14 protein-coding genes are annotated in these 16,901 nt (G+C 49.8%); 9 read left to right on the top strand and 5 right to left on the bottom strand.

Going from position 1 to position 16,901, the window contains the following annotated elements; translation table 11 throughout:
- The first annotated feature begins 212 nt into the window (after window positions 1–212).
- Entirely contained in the window at window positions 213–1,130 is a 918-nt protein-coding gene (locus AC27N8_RS10430; RefSeq protein ID WP_487066663.1) for an ROK family protein, read from the top strand.
- Between the two features lie 19 nt (window positions 1,131–1,149).
- On the opposite strand, the gene AC27N8_RS10425 is transcribed toward AC27N8_RS10430, so the two are convergent.
- Together AC27N8_RS10425 and AC27N8_RS10420 are read right to left on the bottom strand one after the other, a co-directional pair.
- Window positions 1,150–2,943: a WD40 domain-containing protein gene (locus AC27N8_RS10425; protein WP_487066661.1), complete on the bottom strand. Its 1,794-nt coding sequence runs from the start codon at window positions 2,941–2,943 to the stop codon at window positions 1,150–1,152.
- Window positions 2,921–3,529 (bottom strand): RNA polymerase sigma factor, encoded by a 609-nt coding sequence (locus tag AC27N8_RS10420; protein ID WP_487066659.1) that lies wholly within the window; start codon window positions 3,527–3,529, stop codon window positions 2,921–2,923. Before AC27N8_RS10420 ends, AC27N8_RS10425 begins: the two co-directional genes overlap by 23 nt.
- 157 nt (window positions 3,530–3,686) lie before the next feature.
- Here AC27N8_RS10420 and AC27N8_RS10415 point away from each other — a divergent pair, with 157 nt between their 5' ends.
- Entirely contained in the window at window positions 3,687–4,943 is a 1,257-nt protein-coding gene (locus tag AC27N8_RS10415; protein WP_487066657.1) for an RNA polymerase sigma factor, read from the top strand.
- A gap of 26 nt (window positions 4,944–4,969) precedes the next feature.
- Here AC27N8_RS10415 and AC27N8_RS10410 read toward each other — a convergent pair whose 3' ends face one another.
- Window positions 4,970–5,584, bottom strand: coding sequence for a hypothetical protein (locus AC27N8_RS10410; protein ID WP_487066655.1), 615 nt, complete (start codon window positions 5,582–5,584; stop codon window positions 4,970–4,972).
- A 331-nt stretch (window positions 5,585–5,915) separates the two neighbouring features.
- On the opposite strand from AC27N8_RS10410, the gene AC27N8_RS10405 reads away from it, so the two are divergent.
- The 4 genes from AC27N8_RS10405 to AC27N8_RS10390 all read left to right on the top strand — a co-directional run bounded on the left by AC27N8_RS10405 (window position 5,916) and on the right by AC27N8_RS10390 (window position 10,625).
- Entirely contained in the window at window positions 5,916–6,494 is a 579-nt protein-coding gene (locus AC27N8_RS10405; protein ID WP_487066653.1) for a YdeI/OmpD-associated family protein, read from the top strand.
- Window positions 6,495–6,603: 109 nt separating this feature from the next.
- Window positions 6,604–7,431 (top strand): MerR family transcriptional regulator, encoded by an 828-nt coding sequence (locus AC27N8_RS10400; RefSeq protein WP_487066651.1) that lies wholly within the window; start codon window positions 6,604–6,606, stop codon window positions 7,429–7,431.
- 201 nt (window positions 7,432–7,632) lie between these two features.
- Window positions 7,633–8,496 (top strand): SDR family oxidoreductase, encoded by an 864-nt coding sequence (locus AC27N8_RS10395; RefSeq protein WP_487066649.1) that lies wholly within the window; start codon window positions 7,633–7,635, stop codon window positions 8,494–8,496.
- Between the two features lie 386 nt (window positions 8,497–8,882).
- Complete coding sequence (locus tag AC27N8_RS10390) at window positions 8,883–10,625, top strand: serine hydrolase (RefSeq protein WP_487066647.1); 1,743 nt, start codon at window positions 8,883–8,885, stop codon at window positions 10,623–10,625.
- Between the two features lie 66 nt (window positions 10,626–10,691).
- Here the strand turns inward: AC27N8_RS10390 and AC27N8_RS10385 are convergent, their stop codons facing one another.
- Both AC27N8_RS10385 and AC27N8_RS10380 read right to left on the bottom strand, forming a co-directional pair.
- On the bottom strand, window positions 10,692–11,528 hold the full coding sequence (locus AC27N8_RS10385; protein WP_487066645.1) for an IS5 family transposase: 837 nt from the start codon (window positions 11,526–11,528) through the stop codon (window positions 10,692–10,694).
- A 143-nt stretch (window positions 11,529–11,671) separates the two neighbouring features.
- Window positions 11,672–12,652: a helix-turn-helix transcriptional regulator gene (locus AC27N8_RS10380; RefSeq protein ID WP_487066643.1), complete on the bottom strand. Its 981-nt coding sequence runs from the start codon at window positions 12,650–12,652 to the stop codon at window positions 11,672–11,674.
- Between the two features lie 117 nt (window positions 12,653–12,769).
- On the opposite strand from AC27N8_RS10380, the gene AC27N8_RS10375 reads away from it, so the two are divergent.
- The 3 genes from AC27N8_RS10375 (at window position 12,770) to AC27N8_RS10365 (ending at window position 16,856) form a co-directional block, all read left to right on the top strand.
- Complete coding sequence (locus AC27N8_RS10375) at window positions 12,770–13,918, top strand: epoxide hydrolase family protein (protein ID WP_487066641.1); 1,149 nt, start codon at window positions 12,770–12,772, stop codon at window positions 13,916–13,918.
- A 321-nt stretch (window positions 13,919–14,239) separates the two neighbouring features.
- Window positions 14,240–14,977, top strand: a complete 738-nt coding sequence (locus AC27N8_RS10370; RefSeq protein ID WP_487066639.1) for a M15 family metallopeptidase — start codon at window positions 14,240–14,242, stop codon at window positions 14,975–14,977.
- Window positions 14,978–15,347: 370 nt separating this feature from the next.
- Window positions 15,348–16,856: an alpha/beta hydrolase family protein gene (locus tag AC27N8_RS10365; RefSeq protein ID WP_487066637.1), complete on the top strand. Its 1,509-nt coding sequence runs from the start codon at window positions 15,348–15,350 to the stop codon at window positions 16,854–16,856.
- The last annotated feature ends 45 nt before the right edge of the window (window positions 16,857–16,901 follow it).

Below are 16,901 nucleotides of genomic sequence, written 5' to 3'. Positions count from 1 at the left end.
TCTCCAAATTTGGAGTATCCTATTTTGCAGCAAAGACCGTGTAGCGTCGCACGTTCGCGTGCGATGTCCCACTCGACGCATGAGACAGCAGCATCTCGGCAAGCCACGCTGGCCTGCTTGGTCGTACGTCGAGTGGGACATCGCACACAAGTGTGCGACGCTACGGTGTCCTCGCTACGCTCGACACTCATGCCACGAAGAGGAGAATGTACATGAGCACGCTTGTTGACGACTTTGTGCTAGGCATTGATCTGGGAGGGACAAAAATTGCGTTGGCAACCGCCGATACCAATGGAAAATTTCTTTATCAGCAGACGCTAGCCACGCTGGCCGAGCAGGGAGCTGAGCAGGCTATCGCACGCACGCTTGCCAGTGGTCAAGCTTTAGTAGAGCAGACACAAGGACAGGTGCACGGTAAACTGGCTGGCGTCGGAGTCGCGACGATGGGCATCACGTTGGATGATAGCGTCCTGCTGGCTCCCAACGTTCCAGGCTGGGATCGCCTGGCACTACCTTCCCAGATGCGCCAGGCTTTCGCACTCGATACAATACAAATTGAGAACGATGTCAAGGCTGCGGCCCTGGCCGAGTTGCGCTGGGGAGCACTGACAGGTTGCGAGACCGGCCTCTATTTAAATCTGGGCACCGGGATCGCCGCTACACTGGTAGTAAATGGCCGTGTTCTGCGCGGCGCACACGGCGCAGCAGGTGAGATCGCCTATAATCTCCGTCACCTCCACGATGAGAAAGGGATCTCAGCAGGCAAGGCCCCGTTGGAGGAGTTTGTCGGTGGAGGCGCGATACGCGAGCGGGTACGACTCCAATTTGGAGCAGAGACAACCGTCGAGGAGATTTTCCACCGAGCAACCAGCGCTCCCTTCGATGCGGAAGCTCTGACCTTCGTCGAGGCCACCCTGACAGAGATCGCCTTTCACCTGACCAATCTGACCATTGCGCTTGATCCCGAACGCGTGGTGATTGGCGGTGGACTGATGCGCTCCAAAGATCTGATCCTACCTCGACTCGCAGCGCATATCAAGCGCTTCGTGCCCTTTCCACCCCAGATTGAAGAGGCTCATTTTTCACACGATGCAGGGATCATGGGAGCCATTGCGCTGGCCATCCCATGATCCTTATAAATCAGTCTGGTTACTCCGCACGCCACACCTGAATGTTGCCACCACCATTGTTTGTGGCCTGCAAGCCCGAGACAATCAGTTTGCTGTCCGGTGACCAGGCCAGCCCTCGCAGTCTAGGACCCTGAGTCTCCATTTGTTTTGTCACCTGACCAGGATACGTATAGATTGCCTTTCCATTACGCGCATCCAGAATCTGGACCTCAGAACCGCTGATGGCAAGATGCTTGCCATCCGGTGACCACGCAATCGCTGATAGGGGTCCATGGTTACTGGTGGACAGTATACTACCAGTCAGAGCATTCCAGATGCGTAGTGCCAGAACATACTGATTATCAGTACTTTGCGAGGCAATGCGTGTGCTATCAGGCGACCAGATTATTGGGCGAACAATAGAAGATTGATGAGGTATCCGAAAAACCCTCTGAGCTGTTGTAGCATTCCAGATACTAATAGTAGCTCCATCAACTGCCAGATACTTACTATTTGGAGACCAGACTAAACTCTTTGTTGGGGTTGCAGACACCGGCCCACCCTCTGTCGCAAATGTATGGACCAGTCTACCAGTACTGACCTCCCAGATACAAACCCCGGTGTGATAATCCGTATCTTCATAAACTCCTGCGATATACTTACCATCTGGCGACCAGGCTGCACCATTAAATGTGCCATAAAGAGCTGATAGCTGAGTAAAGTATCTTGTCTCTAACCTTCCAGAAGTAGTATTCCAGACCTGTATATCGCCATCGGCAACGGCCAGGTGCTTACCATCGGGTGACCAGGATACCGTAGTCGCAAAAACATTATGATCCACTTGTGGATTTGTCGAAGGCAAAAGCGTATACGTAACGCGATGCTTGCCTGTCCTGGCATCCCAAAGTGTCACAGCCCCATGCCCCTGAGATCCCGTTGCGAGTGCGATACGTTGGCCGTCGGGCGACCAGGCCAGATCATTTATCACCTGATTTTTGCCAAGTGTATACTGATAGACGAGCTGTCCTTGATTACTATCAGCAGTTTTATGGCCCACCTTTGTGCTATGTTGAATCAAAGGAATCCAGAAACCGATACAGAACACAATAATAATAATAGCAACGCAGATAGTCAGCACGCGCAATATAGGCGAAAAGCGAGAAGATGGGGAAGCCGTTTTATGCTTCGATCGGGATATCATTGTTGCTGCCTGTAAACGGCCATTGATTGATCCAGGCATCATATCTTCGGCAGTGTCATATTGAGCAGGCACAATAGGAGTATCTTTTTGAGTTTGCATCTTTTTTTGCTCCGTTTGTAAACGAATAGTCGGTGTAACTGAGGAAGCAGGAAGTTGAGTTACACTATCTGTATTTAATAAGTGGTGCACGGTATCACGCACAGAGCTATCAAAGTCATGAAGGGCCTGAGGCAACAGCCCGCCTGGGATGGGCACATCTCCGCCATGTCTGGTTTTCAGAGCCAATATGACAGCTTCACGAACCTGCCAATCCTCATCATCGAAAGCAGTCAGCATCAACTCATACTGGCCAAGACGGCCCAGAGTAGTCACAGCCGCCGCCCGCACCGAAACATGTTGATCGTGTAAGGCATCTTGCAGACATGCATACAATTGCGCCATCTCGCTGGCCTCTGAAGAGAGCTCCACGCGTTGCAGTGAGCTGGCTCGAAGAGTCCAATCGGATTGAGTCAATGCAACCCGTAACTGGTGCGCTGAAATTGATCCTTGCACATCTTCAGCATGTTTCAGACGTTGAAGAATCGTCGGCAACAAAGAAGGTGGAGCACTATTATTCGGCTGTATTGGGTCCATGCATCAACCTCCTTTCATTAATGTTCGTGCTATAAATGCGACGTAAACGCTGTATACCACGATGCAACCGTGCTTTGACAGTACCCATAGATTGATTAAGTTGGTAGGCAATTTCGTGATACTTGAAGTGCTCAAGATAATACAGTGTAATCGCCTCACGATAGTGGACTGGCAACTGAGCAATCGCCATTTCCAATTCCTGGCGATTCTCCCATTGTTCGACCATCATTTCAGGTTGATATTCAACATCATCCTCGCGCTCAAGCCATTGAGTCTCGTCAACAAACTCGCTGGAAACTTCATCTAGTTTCTTTGCGCGCAAATAGCTATAATAAACATTACGAGCAATTTTATATACCCAGGGACGCAGTGATAGAGCCCGTATGCGGTCCTCAGGATAACGTTTTAATGCATAATATATTTGGAGAAAAATCTCTTGAAGTATATCCTCAGTTTCTTGAGGGCTACCTATCTGATGCAAAAGAAAAGGATAAAGTTGGCGCTGGTACACTAATACGAATACCTCGAAATTGCGATCCAGATCATTTGCCAGCAGAGGCAGCAGATTGGAAGTATCTTTTTGCATTTCTCCCTTTCACAAAGATTTTATAACTACTGATACTAATGAAATAACAAAAAGTGTTAAAATTGTTGCAAAACTCAGCAGGCAATTTACTCATTTCAGTAGTTGTCCATGGAAAGCTACAGCAGGCTAGAAATTTGCATATATATCTGATAGAATAGTGCCGATATATAATGAAGATAGCTCTAATAGCACTAAAGATAGAGGGGTCCCCATCGAAGAGGACACATACACGACACTCACAAATGATCTGGAAAAGCTATTGACGGCTGCTCAGCCTCGCCTTGCACGTCTTGCTCTGGCAAATGGTGTGACTCCTGATGGAGTAGAGGATGTTGTACAGGAGACGTTTGTAAACGTCTGGCAACATCTTGATCATTTACGCGCTCCTGACCATTTTGATGCCTGGCTCAATGGTATTTGTCGCAACGTAAGTAAGCGCTGGACGCGTGCTCAGGGAAGTATTGAGCGTCGCCAGCACACATTCTCTTCATTACACACAGTACAGGAGAGCGACAATGGGATTCCCTCATTCGATATTCCTGATCCCCAGATGCTTGATCTTGCGGAAGAACTCAATCATCAGGACCTGACGATACTTCTCGACCGGGCAATGAAGCATCTCTCGGCCCCTGCGCGTAAGGCATTAGAAATGTACTATATTGCCGAATTGCCGCAACGCGAGGTGGCGTTACAATTGGGAATGACAATTAATGCGTTGGAAGTCAAACTCCATCGTGCTCGTCGCCAATTACGCCAGGTTCTCAATGGCGCATTGCGCGCCGATGCGGAAGCATTTGGCCTCCCTCTCGATAACGATGCTGCGGCTCAGGGCTGGCGTGAGACCAGTATCTGGTGCTGTATCTGTGGCCGACGTCGGCTGCAAGGTCTCTTTGAGCCCCAATCTGAGGGAGATGTTAGTCTTCGTCTGCGCTGTTCAGACTGCTCCATCCTGACTGGCACAGACATCATTCATACCGGCAACCGTGTATCATTCGCTGATATACGCTCTTTCCGCCCGGCCTTTAAGCGGGTGCTACAGGCGGTGCCTGTCTTCTATGCACAAGCGTTTGCCACTGGCTATCAACATTGTCCATACTGCAAGGAGCTTGCCCCCTTAGGCAATATTGAGACTGAAATATTGCCTGCCCCCTTCTATCAACGTCTTGGCATCGTACTCGAATGTCCCTCCTGTGGAAAGATCACAACTAGCATCTTCTCACTCTGCATGACCTACCTTCCTGCCTATCAATTCGTTTTGCAGCACGAGCACTGTCTGATAGAACCTGAAGAGTTGATTGAATACGAAGGACAAGCGGCGATACTTGCCTGCATCCGAGACTTTTTGAGCTCAGAGTGTATTACGCTCATCCTTCACCACCAGACGCTTGAGTTACTTGCCAGCTTCAAAAAATGAGACACAGTCTCGCTTACACGTCTTTTTTAATGATGCGGAATAAGGTCTGGGCGGTACGTATAAACGAAGCCTGCTGCTGTGAGTACGACCCCCGCCGTCCCAACGGTACTCACGATAGTATTGAAGTCAGAATTGGCCCATTCCCTCCAGGTGCGCGGCCTGTCATTCTGTCTATTCAATTCTTCTCGTATCATATTTCGCATGTCATCTCTCATCGTGCCTTCCTCAAGATGTCTGAGATCCCGATCCCCTAAAGCACCGGAGTTACGGGCGAAGGTGCTCATAGGCATATCACCACGCGAGATATGAAATGTATCGGCCTCCTCAGCGTGTTGTTCTTGTTCAAAGCTGCGAAAAGCATCAACACCACGGCGACCTGCGGTGCTTGAAGATGCAATGGCCCTCTCACTTCGCTGATGCTCGGAAGAGTGGCGTTCTGCCTCGAGACTCCTGAGCATATCTGTTTGATGACGGGTACTTGAAGATGCGACAACTTCCTGCTGCTCTCGCCCTTTTTGCTTATCCTGTTGTACTGTCTGCCGGATAACATCAACTGGCCTTGCACTTTCAGTTCTTAACGTTGAAGAGGCCGATTTTAACTCTGGATTGCTTGTACTACGATACAAATTCGTTTCACGCATAGTATACTTCCTTTTTTCTATAATAATGCAAAAACAGTAAAGTATTTGAGATAGAAGAGATACCTTTTATCTATCTCACAGAAAGTATACAGGGGAAAATATCAATGTAGATGCAGAGAAGACGATAACTCACTCAAGAATTACTCAACATTTTTTTCGAGGCTTACACTTCTGGTATAGCGTCTCACCAAGAACGTAAAATAAGCATGAAATTCTCTCATATGTGTACAGGAAAGGGCAACAAGCCAATATCTTAATGAGGGTCAATTCTTTCCTCCTTTGATGGTATTCTTCAAGAAGAGAGAAAGTCATAAAAGAAACGGATATATTCATGGAAACATATGATGGAAAAGAAGTTATGCACTTCGAGGATGCTTACACATGGGAAACCTGGCTTGCGACACATCATCAGAAGCAAGAAGGCATATGGATAAAATTTGCCAGAAAGAGCTCCGGTATACCATCAGTAAGCTATACGGAGGCGCTCGATGCGGCACTGTGCTATGGCTGGATAGATGGCCAAAGCAAGCCCTACGATCAGGTATACTACTTACGGAAGTTTACACCTCGCCGGCCAAAAAGTATGTGGTCGGCGATAAATGTCGGGAAGGTCGAAACGCTCATTGAGGCAGGGCGTATGCAACCGCCAGGCCTCCAAGAGATTGAGGCTGCAAAAGCTGATGGCCGCTGGAATTTGGCCTATGAATCACCAAAGAATGCCACAGTTCCTCCAGATTTTGCAGTCGCGCTCGACCAAAGCCAGGAGGCTAAAAGCTTCTTCGAAGCGCTAAACAAAACCAATAAATATGCATTCATCTGGCGCATTACAACTGCAAAGAACGCAGAGATGCGCCGATCACGTATTCAAAAATGTATAGCCATGCTTGAAGAGGGCAAAAAATTCCATTAAGAAATTGGGCAGTTCACCGCGACGAGTACTTGACTTTCACCCTACCTGAAAGTTGTATGCTGTTGATAACAGAGATTGAGCTCTTTATAAACAGGCAGGAAGAGATGAGATGTTAAAGATTCGCGATTTTGCCAGGCTCGCCGAGGTGTCGATGACCACACTTCGCTATTATGATGAGATTGGGCTCCTCAAGCCGATGCATGTTGATCCTGAGACCGGCTACCGGTTCTACACGATGGATCAGTTACCGCACCTACATCGTATTCTGGCGCTCAAAGAGCTCGGACTGGAACTCACACAGATCGTCGAGATTCTGGACGAAGGCGTTTCATCCGAGGCATTTCAAGGGATACTACGCTTCAGGCAGGCACAGCTCCAGCAGCATATCCAGGCAGAGCAGGAGAAACTCGTACGCATCGAGGCGCGACTGCGTTCTCTTGAGCAAGGCAGCAGCATGCCAGCCTATGAAGTTGTGCTCAAAGCGGTCAAACCGATCACAGGGGTTTCTCTGCACCTGACGACAGCTGGTTTGACGCGCCAGGGACACTGGATCGACATCCTCAGCACTATGTTGAAGCATAACAAGGTCGAACCAATTGACTATATGATTGTACTTCACTCCGAGCCAACGAACGAAAATATCCCAATTTCGGTAGAGATTGTCGCGCCTGTAGAGCCGCGAGATGTCAGCATCTTGATAGCACGTAGTGAGGGACGGCTGACACGTTGTGAACTGCCAGCGTTTCCCTACATGGCCAGTACTATCCATCACGGATCTCCTGCGCTGGTGATGCCGGCTTATCAAGCAGTGGGCAACTGGATGGAAAACAATGCCTACACTATCGTCGGTCAGCGCCGCAAAATTTGCCTGCGTCGGGGCGAATACCTCGACGACTCTCTCTCCGAGATCCAGTTTCCAGTCGAAAAGGTCATCTGACAAGTGAGCAACGAGAACAGGAGGAAAGGAAAGCATACAGGCGACAAAGATAACACACCTATCATAGTATCTGGCTCAGCCCAGGAATTTTTTATTGCTACTTTTATGGCTGAAAAATCAAAGATATAACAGAACAACAGAACAACACGTCGTCATAAACAAAGCGAGACGTGAATGAAAAAAGTCACACAGGAGGTTTTCATGATCATCGTTACTGGAGCCAACGGCCAACTCGGCCGAGCTGTCGTGGAGCAGCTGCTCGAACGTGTTCCTGCCGAGCAGATCGGCGTGAGCGTCCGAGATCTTGAGAAGGCACAAGGACTTAAAGAGCAAGGTATCCGCGTCCGCCTGGGAGATTTTAGCGATACAAAAAGCCTTGCCCACGCCTTTGAAGGGGCATCGCAAGTTCTCATTGTATCAGTCAACAGCTCCGGCGAGACAGCGCTTCATCATCATCGCATGGCGATCGACATAGCCAGGCAAGCAGGTGCCAGCCGGATACTCTATACAAGCCACATGGGCTCGTCCCCGACATCGCTCTTCCATCCTATGATTGACCACGCTGCTACTGAGGATGCACTACGGGATGCGGGTGTGGCTTTTACATCGCTCCGCAACGGATTCTACGCGAGTTCGGCGCTCATGTTGCTCGGTGACGCTGTCAAAACAGGAGTGCTGGCCGCCCCGGAGGATGGCCCTGTTTCCTGGACTACCCATCCTGATCTAGCTGAGGTGGCAGCGATCGCTCTGAGTGAGGAGGTCTTCGACGGCATAACCCCTGCCCTTACAGCCTCCGAGGCGCTCGACCTGGAAGATATCGCAGCCCTGGCCTCAGAATTAGTGCAGCGCCCGATCCGCCGTGTCGTCGTATCAGACGCCGAGTATCAGGCAGGACTGGTCGCGCATGGCGTCCCGGAGCAGAGCGCGGCCATGCTTATGGGTATCTTTCAGGCCAGCCGGCGCGGAGAATTCGCCCGAGTCGATCCAACACTCGCCCGCCTGATCAACCGACCACCAATACTCTTCCGAGATGTTCTAAAAGCGGCGATCTCATCAGCTAGATAAGACCTATTGGACACCGCAGCGTTGTGACCTTTGGCACGATGCCCCAGTAGCCACGCTGGCCAGCCTGATCGTACGTCGAAGTGGGACATCGCACGCGAGCATGCGACGCTACGGTGTCTTCGCTTCGCTCGACCTCTTTCTGCTTGTCTCACATTGTAAAAATACGAATGATCCCCCTTTACCTTTCATCTGCTGCTTTTTGGTCTGGTAAGAGCTATAATTATATTTGGTAACAATCATCGATTAGCATGCCGGCTCGATGGAACATCGCACGTAATTCCATTGCTTGATGAGATTACTGAAACTTCCTTATCCATCCTGGCAGCCAACTATTGTTGTTACATACATATTTCTACCATACACGAATTATTCAAGGAGGATTATTTATGCACACTCAAGAAAACTCACAAGCACTTCCTCAGTTACAGGGCTTTGAGGATTTCGTGCGTACTGCGATGCAGGACTGGAATGTGCCAGGACTTGCTCTTGCTATCGTGAAAGATGGAGCAGTTGTTTTCTCGCAGGGCTTCGGCAAACGCGATGTCGAGCACAATCTGGATGTCACGCCACAGACTCTCTTCCCGATTGGCTCGGCCACAAAAGCCTTTACGACCATGGCGATGGCTTTACTCGCCGATGAAGGGAAGCTCGACTGGGATATCCCACTCAAAGAGTATTTACCTACCTTCAAACTCTATGACGCATTTGCCACCGAGCACATGACTCCTCGTGATCTTGTCTGTCACCGTTCTGGCCTGCCGCGCCACGATCTCATGTGGTATGGATCTCCCTTCTCACGCAAGGAACTTTTCGACCGCTTGCGCTACCTGGAACCAAGCTCTGATTTCCGTACAACCTGGCAATACCAGAATCTGATGTACATGACGGCTGGCTATCTCATAGAGCAGATTTCTGAACAAAGCTGGGAAAGTTTTGTCCAGCAGCGCATTTTTGAGCGCCTGAGTATGAGCCACAGCATCTTTGATACGACACAGGCCCAGCAGACAGCCGACTTTTCCCTTCCCTATCAAAAAAAAGAAGGCGAGGCCAGACTGCTCCCTTTCTACGGTGAGCAATGGGCCGTAGGACCCGCAGGCTCGATTGTCTCCAGTATCAACGATCTGAGCCTATGGGTGCAAATGCACCTGAGCAAGGGAAAACATCAGGATACGCAGTTTGTCTCGGCAGGGCAAATCGCCTTGATGCATAGCCCCCAAATGATTATGGGTGGGGACAGTGAATATGCCGAGTTGCTCGCTTCCAGTTATGGCCTGGGCTGGTTCATCGTACCGTATCGTGGGCATACGCTGATCCATCATGGAGGAAATATCGATGGCTTCAGCAGTCTGGTCAGTTTTTTACCCACCGAAAATATTGGCGTCATTGCTCTCACCAATCTAAATGGTACGCCATTAGGAACCATTCTCACATATAACATCTATGATCGTTTTCTTCAGCTACCGGAGGTACCGTGGAATAAACGCAACAAAGACATATTCGATACGATCGAAACGGCTGGCAAGAAGGGCAAAGAGAAGGCCGCATCCGATCGCCACGTAGATACGCAGCCGTCACATGCGTTGGATGCCTATACAGGCGATTATGAGCATCCAGGCTATGGCCGCCTTGTTATCGAGGAGGATGGAGGGCAATTACACCTGCACTTTAACGCCTTCAATCTCCCCCTCAAGCATTATCACTATGATACCTTTGAATGTGTGATCGAGAAATTCGACGTGAATATCAATATCTTATTCTCCACCAATGCCAGAGGTGAGATTGATGGGCTGAGTGCGCCATTTGAACCGACCGTTAACGATATAGTTTTCAAGCGCGTTCCTCGTCAGGAGATGCTTGACACGAAATTCCTTGAGCAGTTCACTGGCCAGTATACCCTGGTAGGTCTACCCCTGACAATCAGTGTTGTCCTCAAAGGAGAACACGCCCTTGCTCTCTCCATGCCGGGACAGCCAACGTACGAACTAGTACCCCATCAAGGCACAGAATTTCGCCTGAAAGGACTCTCTGGCTTCAGCATCGAATTTACACGTGATGAGTCATCGACAGGCATAGAAGCAACCATTGTTCAGCCCGGTGCAGTTCTCACAGCCAGGAAACTGACAAGTTAACTCACAAATACATTCCTTGCTTTCGCCCATTTCCATTTTGTTATTACTAAGACCTTATCCGAAAACCTAGAAATGAGAAGTGTACTGAAAACAGATGAGCCCACACGCCAACTGCAAAAAAGCCTGATGCGTCTCACCAAGCTTCTCGAAGCGCACCAAAAGGCGACGCCAACGATTGAGCCAGGAGAAAAGCCGCTCAACGACCCATCGTCGAGGTGTTTTGCCCGGTTCCAAACTGTTGACCTCTTCCTCTGCAGGCTGATACCACTTGTGGTACTGAGGATTGAGCCGTACGTGTGGCTCATAGCCACGCTCATACAACTCCCCATAAATGGGATCATGATCGTAGGCAGCATCCAAGCACAGGTTCTGCGGATCGTCGACGGTTGGCTCTGGACGATCAAGACACAACGCGTCAAGGGTTGGAAAAAGCAGTTTACTATCGTGGCGATTCGCTCCCTCAATACAGAGAGCCAGTGGAAGTCCGCGCCGATCACACAGCAGGCTCCGTTTGGTCCCCTGTTTGCCGCGATCGGTGGGAGCGGGACCGACGGCGGCTTTGGCGAAAGGGGCCTTGACTGTCGAACTATCCACGCTTTGCCAGTCCCAAGCGATGCCGAGCAGTTCGTCATAGTGCTGCAACTCGGCTTGCCACAAGCGCTGGAAGAAGCCCTGCGCTTCCCAGAAACGAAAGCGGTCATAGACGGTACTTGATGCTCCCAATTCGCGGGGCAACGCATTCCATTGAATGCCCGTGCGCAACACGTAGATGATGGCTGCAAACATTTGTCGATCATCAGCCGTTGGACGGCCTCCTTTGGGGTGAGGAGGCCGTTGCGGAATCAAGGGGCGAACACGCTCCCACAATTCATCGCTCACTTCCCAAGGTCGTGTTCGTGTCATTACTCTTTTCCACCTCATTTCTTTTTGTTTCTATTGTATCACTGGTTTTCGGATAAGGTCTAAATAGGAACAGGCAAGAAAAGGATCACTCATGATGAAAAGAGAAGAGGTATTTCTCCAGCTATGAAGAAACAGGTTAAACACTACTCTGACTCGCTTCCTTGCATTTTCATCTGTTGTGCATAGTCTGCGAGCTTTTGTGCATACTGGCCCATCACAACCCGTAATTCCTGAGGTCGATGGATAATGAAGGGAATACCCAGACCAGCAAGCTTTTGCGCCATCCAGGACAAATCGTGAACCTCATAGCGCAAGAGAACTTCACTCCCTCGCTCCTCAAAAAACGCCTGAGAAAGACGCAGAGACCGTTGTGCCTCCGGGAGCGTTGTTTTCAACCATACTTCGATTTGCCACTCTTTGGGGACTGAGTCCAGCGCCTGCTGCACGGCTTCACGTACATCAAAGTTGGTCGGGAGACAAAAGGTTTCATTCGCCATTTCGACTTGTGCGATACGATCGAGGCGAAAGAGTCGTTGTCCTTGTCGTAAATGACAATAGCCGATCGTGTACCAGATCCCATCGCGTGAGACAACACCATACGGATCAAATCCGCGCTCGGTGACTTCATCTCGCGGAGAGCGATAGTGCAGGTGCACCCGCCGACCAGCCTGGAACGCCGAACTCAGCACCGTCACGACAAGTAGCGAAGGAGGAAAGCGAAAGGCATCATCATCAAAGAGAATTGTCTGTGCTACCGCGCTGGCCTGAGTGCGCGTAGCTTCAGGCAACACACGCATCACTTTCGCAAGAACTCCTTCAAAAGCGGCGGACGCCTGCGCAAACCCCTGCACTCTCGCGATTAACAGCGAGAGTGTCAGCGCCAGGGACTCATCCTCAGTGAAGATCAGCGGGGGAAGTTTGTAGCCAGGACGCAACCGATAAGCTCCGTAGCGGCCTCGTTCTGCCTCTACAGGAATACCTAGATCACCCAACATCTCGATATAATCTCGCACGGTGCGAATATTGACCTCAAGCCTGCGAGCCAGTTCTGCACCTGTCATGCGTCCATGCGCCTGCAAGAGTTCAAGCACAGTAAGCACACGGGCAGTCGGGCGGTATACCACTTTTTTTCCTCCAGGCAAATTCTTTTTAATCAGGGTCAATTTTACCATCATTGCGGAGTAGACTACAACCATAAAGACGTTGCACACAAATGCACTGAGAAAAAAGGGGAAACTTTTATGAGTGTCACACCATTTACCATCCACATCGCACCTGAAACACTAACTGACTTGCAGGAACGTCTGGCTCGCACGCGTTGGCCAGACGAGATAGCGGGAGCAGGATGGGAGTATGGAACGAATTCAGACTACCTGAAGGAATTCGTAGACTATTGGCAACACAACTTTGATTGGCGAACACAAGAACGCGCTCTCAACGCATTTTCCCATTTTCATGCTCGGATAGATGGCTTCGGGCTTCATTTTATCCACGAGCGAGGAAAAGGTGAAAATCCATTGCCACTCGTCCTCCTGCATGGCTGGCCAAGCTCTTTCTGGCAAATGCTCACGATCATTCCGCTCCTCACTGATCCAGCGCGTTACGGGGGAGACGCCGCAGATTCATTTGATGTGATCGTTCCTTCACTTCCTGGATACGGGTTCTCAGATCGACCTGATGAAAAGGGAATGGGCTTCGGGCGCATAGCGGACCTCCTGGCGAAATTACTCACGGAGGAATTAGGCTACGAACGCTTCGCAACGCGTGCCAGCGACCTGGGTGCTGGTATCGTACAACAACTCGCGTTGACCCATACCCAGCACTTGATCGGCATTCACCAGAGCGGAACCAATCCCTATATAGGAAACATTCCCAACGACTTAACCAGGGCTGAGCAGGAGTTCGTAGCGAATGCCCAACGATGGAATCTACAGGAAATGGCGTATGCGATGGAACACTCCAGCAAGCCACAGACGCTAGCATACAGCTTAAACGACTCTCCAGCAGGATTGGCAGCATGGATTATCGAGAAATTCCGTGCGTGGAGCGACTGCGATGGCGTCATCGAGAAGCAGTTCAGCAAAGATGACCTCCTGACCAATCTGACCATCTATTGGGCGACCCAGACCATCAATTCCTCGATCCGCCTCTACTATGAGATGGTACGCAACCCGGGAAGTTGGGGACGTGCAGAGGTGCCAACAGCTATGTTGATGTCTCCCAAAGACATGTTTCCAACTCCTCGCGAGTGGGTTGAGCGATCTACGAAGGTACAGCGCTGGACAGAGATTCCTTCCGGAGGACATTTTCTGGAGAGAGAAGAGCCAGAACGAGTTGCCGAGGACCTACGTGCCTTCTTCCGTCCTTTCAGACAAGCAGGTAAGAAGTAGTGTGACAACGCGTCACGACCATTTAGGAGGAAAGCGAGGTGCAAAGATGGTTATAAGAGTCCATCTTTGCACCTCGCTTCCAAACATGCTAATTTCTAGCAATCAGCTGGAATGATCAACTTTTAACGATTGCGTGTGTTAAGACACAAGGATTCGTATCATTTGACCAACTTGCCTGTACTGGATAGCTACTAATATCACTTCGAGGGCTTACTCTTCACTTGATGAATTGCATTGTCCCTCTCTCTAGCTATCATACGTCTAGGTCATCTGCTATGCTGCTACAAAAATACATCTTCATCCTGTTCAGAGGAGGAAATAATGGTTCAATTCAATGAACTGGCAACTATGCCAATACCGGCTGCCAAAAGTATTTCGAACTGGAAGCAGGTTATTATCGAGCCAGATAACGAACCACTCGTTGAGTTATCAAGTCTGAAAGCACGTAATATACAGCTCGAACCGGCATATTTTCAGTGGAAAATCCCATTTGCCACCCCCGAAGTATATACACGGACCACCATCGCGCACAAACTGGTTGCCCTGGCCGAACATCTTCCTGATGGCTATCAGCTATTAATATGGGATGCCTGGCGTCCTTTAGCTGTCCAGCAAGCCCTCTTCGACAGCCAGAGTCAGATTATCAGACAGCAACAGCCCTCGCTCTCGGAAGAAGAAGTCATGACCCAAACAGCAGTTTACGTCAGCCTTCCATCTAACCATCCTTTACGCCCATCACCTCACTATACAGGCGGCGCGATTGATTTAACCCTGGCTGATGCCAGCGGTCAACCACTGCCAATGGGCACAGATTTCGACACGTTCGATGCACGCTCTCGGACATGCAGCCTGGAAGAACTACAAGAGCAGGGAGTTACATTGAGCCTGGAAGATACAACAGCGTTACGCAATCGACGTATTCTCTATCATCTCATGAGTGAGTATGGTTTTACCAATTATTGTGAAGAATGGTGGCATTTTGACTATGGAGATCAGTTTTGGGGAATTCAGACCTCAAAACCCGCCATTTATGGACCTATTGAACCTGTTCATTCTTAATCTAACCATGCTCTAGCATGATAACCGTAGCGATGAAGCTACCTCAGACATAGGGAGAGAGCGGTCACCACAGTGCCCGTCGTCGCTACGGACCCGCAGTCACTTCCTCAAAAGATGGCTTCTGAATATGCAAAAATGGAGCAGTCAGTTGCCAAATCCATCTAGCAAGCATTTTTGAACGAAGGAATATAAATCTCTCCCTGATAGAAATGTGTGAGCAGGAAACATGATGCTGTGATCTCGTTGTGAGATACCAGAGCTATCCTGTTCTCAGGCTTCCAGTAGTTTATGCATGTTGAACACGTTAAACAAGAGCTTGTGGTGGCCGAGGACTCTCATCAAAAACTGAGAGCACAGAGGGGAGAAGCGCATGAGACCTATTGAAACGTTGTTGATCGTAGCTAATTCCCTTACATTGCTGATATTCGCCGTGCCACAACTGCGTGTTATTCGCTGGACAAGATACATCGTCCTTATCACGTTATCCCTGGCTCTGATCCAGATTCTTGGAGAGGGACCACGCTGGCAAATGATCCCTGCCTATATATTGAGCGGACTCTTCCTGCTCGTTTGGGTGGTCCAATACTTTGAGAAGTCGAGTGGCATCGTCAAACGTCTTATCCACAGCCGATTGATCCTGGGATGTGCAATCTTCCTGTGTCTACTGGATCTGGGATTTGCCACCGCACTCCCCATCATACTTCCGGTCTTTCAATTTCCTCATCCCAGTGGACCCTACCAGGTCGGGACGCTGACTTATCATTGGGTAGAAAATCGTCACGAGATTTTCAGCACTGACCCCAACGCTCAGCGTGAATTGATGGCGCAAGTCTGGTATCCAGTCATGGGAGACACATCATCGGCGCGTGCTCCCTATGTACAGGATGCCAGCGCACTTTCGGCCTCCCTGACAAGAGTGATCCATTTTCCAGTTTTTACCTTTGATCACTTCGAATACGTCACCACTAATGCAATTCCGTCCGCCCCTGTAGCAACTGCCAGACCAAACTACCCGGTGTTGATCTTCTTGACCGGCATATTCGGCTTTCGTCAATCGAATACCTTCCAGGTCGAGAATCTGGTCTCTCACGGCTACATCGTCGTGGGACTTGATCAACCTTACACGGCCGCTACGGTCGTTTTTCCGGATGGATACCAGATAACCGGATGGACCCACGCTCAGATGGATCCTTTCACCAATCAAAGTCTAAGCCCGATCGAGCCTGCACCAAAGCTTAACGGCATTGCTCTCAAGAATGGAAATATGCCATATTTAGCACAAGACGTCAGTTTCACTCTGGACCAACTTAGTGCTCTCAACAAAGCTGACCCGAATGGCATTCTTGCCGGACAGTTCAACCTGTCACGAGTAGGAATATTCGGGATTTCGCTGGGTGCGATGATCGCCAGTGAAGCCTGTCACATGGATGCACGCTTGAAGGCCTGTCTGATGATGGATGCCGCAATGCCTGCCGATGTGGTTCAGGCTGGATTGCGACAGCCTGGCATGTGGATCACTCGCCCTGCCAGCGATATGCATCTCGAAAACTGGAAAGAGTCAGACATTACCCAAACACTGAATACAATAAAGGCAGTGTTCAATAAAGAATCTACCGGCAATGGATACTATGTATCGGTGCCCGGAATGTTCCACGTCAATTTCACCGACGCTCCCTACTTTATCTCGATTGGACCTCTGCTAGGTTTTACTGGACCGATCAATGCACAGCGAGGGTTCGACATCGTCAACGCGTACTCTCTGGCGTTCTTTGACCAGCATCTGGAGGAGCATCCGGCAGCACTGCTAGCAGGTCCGTCAAAACAGTACCCTGAAGTGCTCTTCTCTTCGCGAAGCATCAGCCACACATCGCTTCCATAAGTTCATTTGCCGGTCACTCATCAGTAGACTGGAAAAATACCGAGA

It is taken from the genome of Dictyobacter sp. Z7_2 (assembly GCF_057551105.1).
The sequence above is the reverse complement of the archived record's forward strand: the minus strand, read 5'-3'. Positions and strand labels throughout refer to the sequence as shown.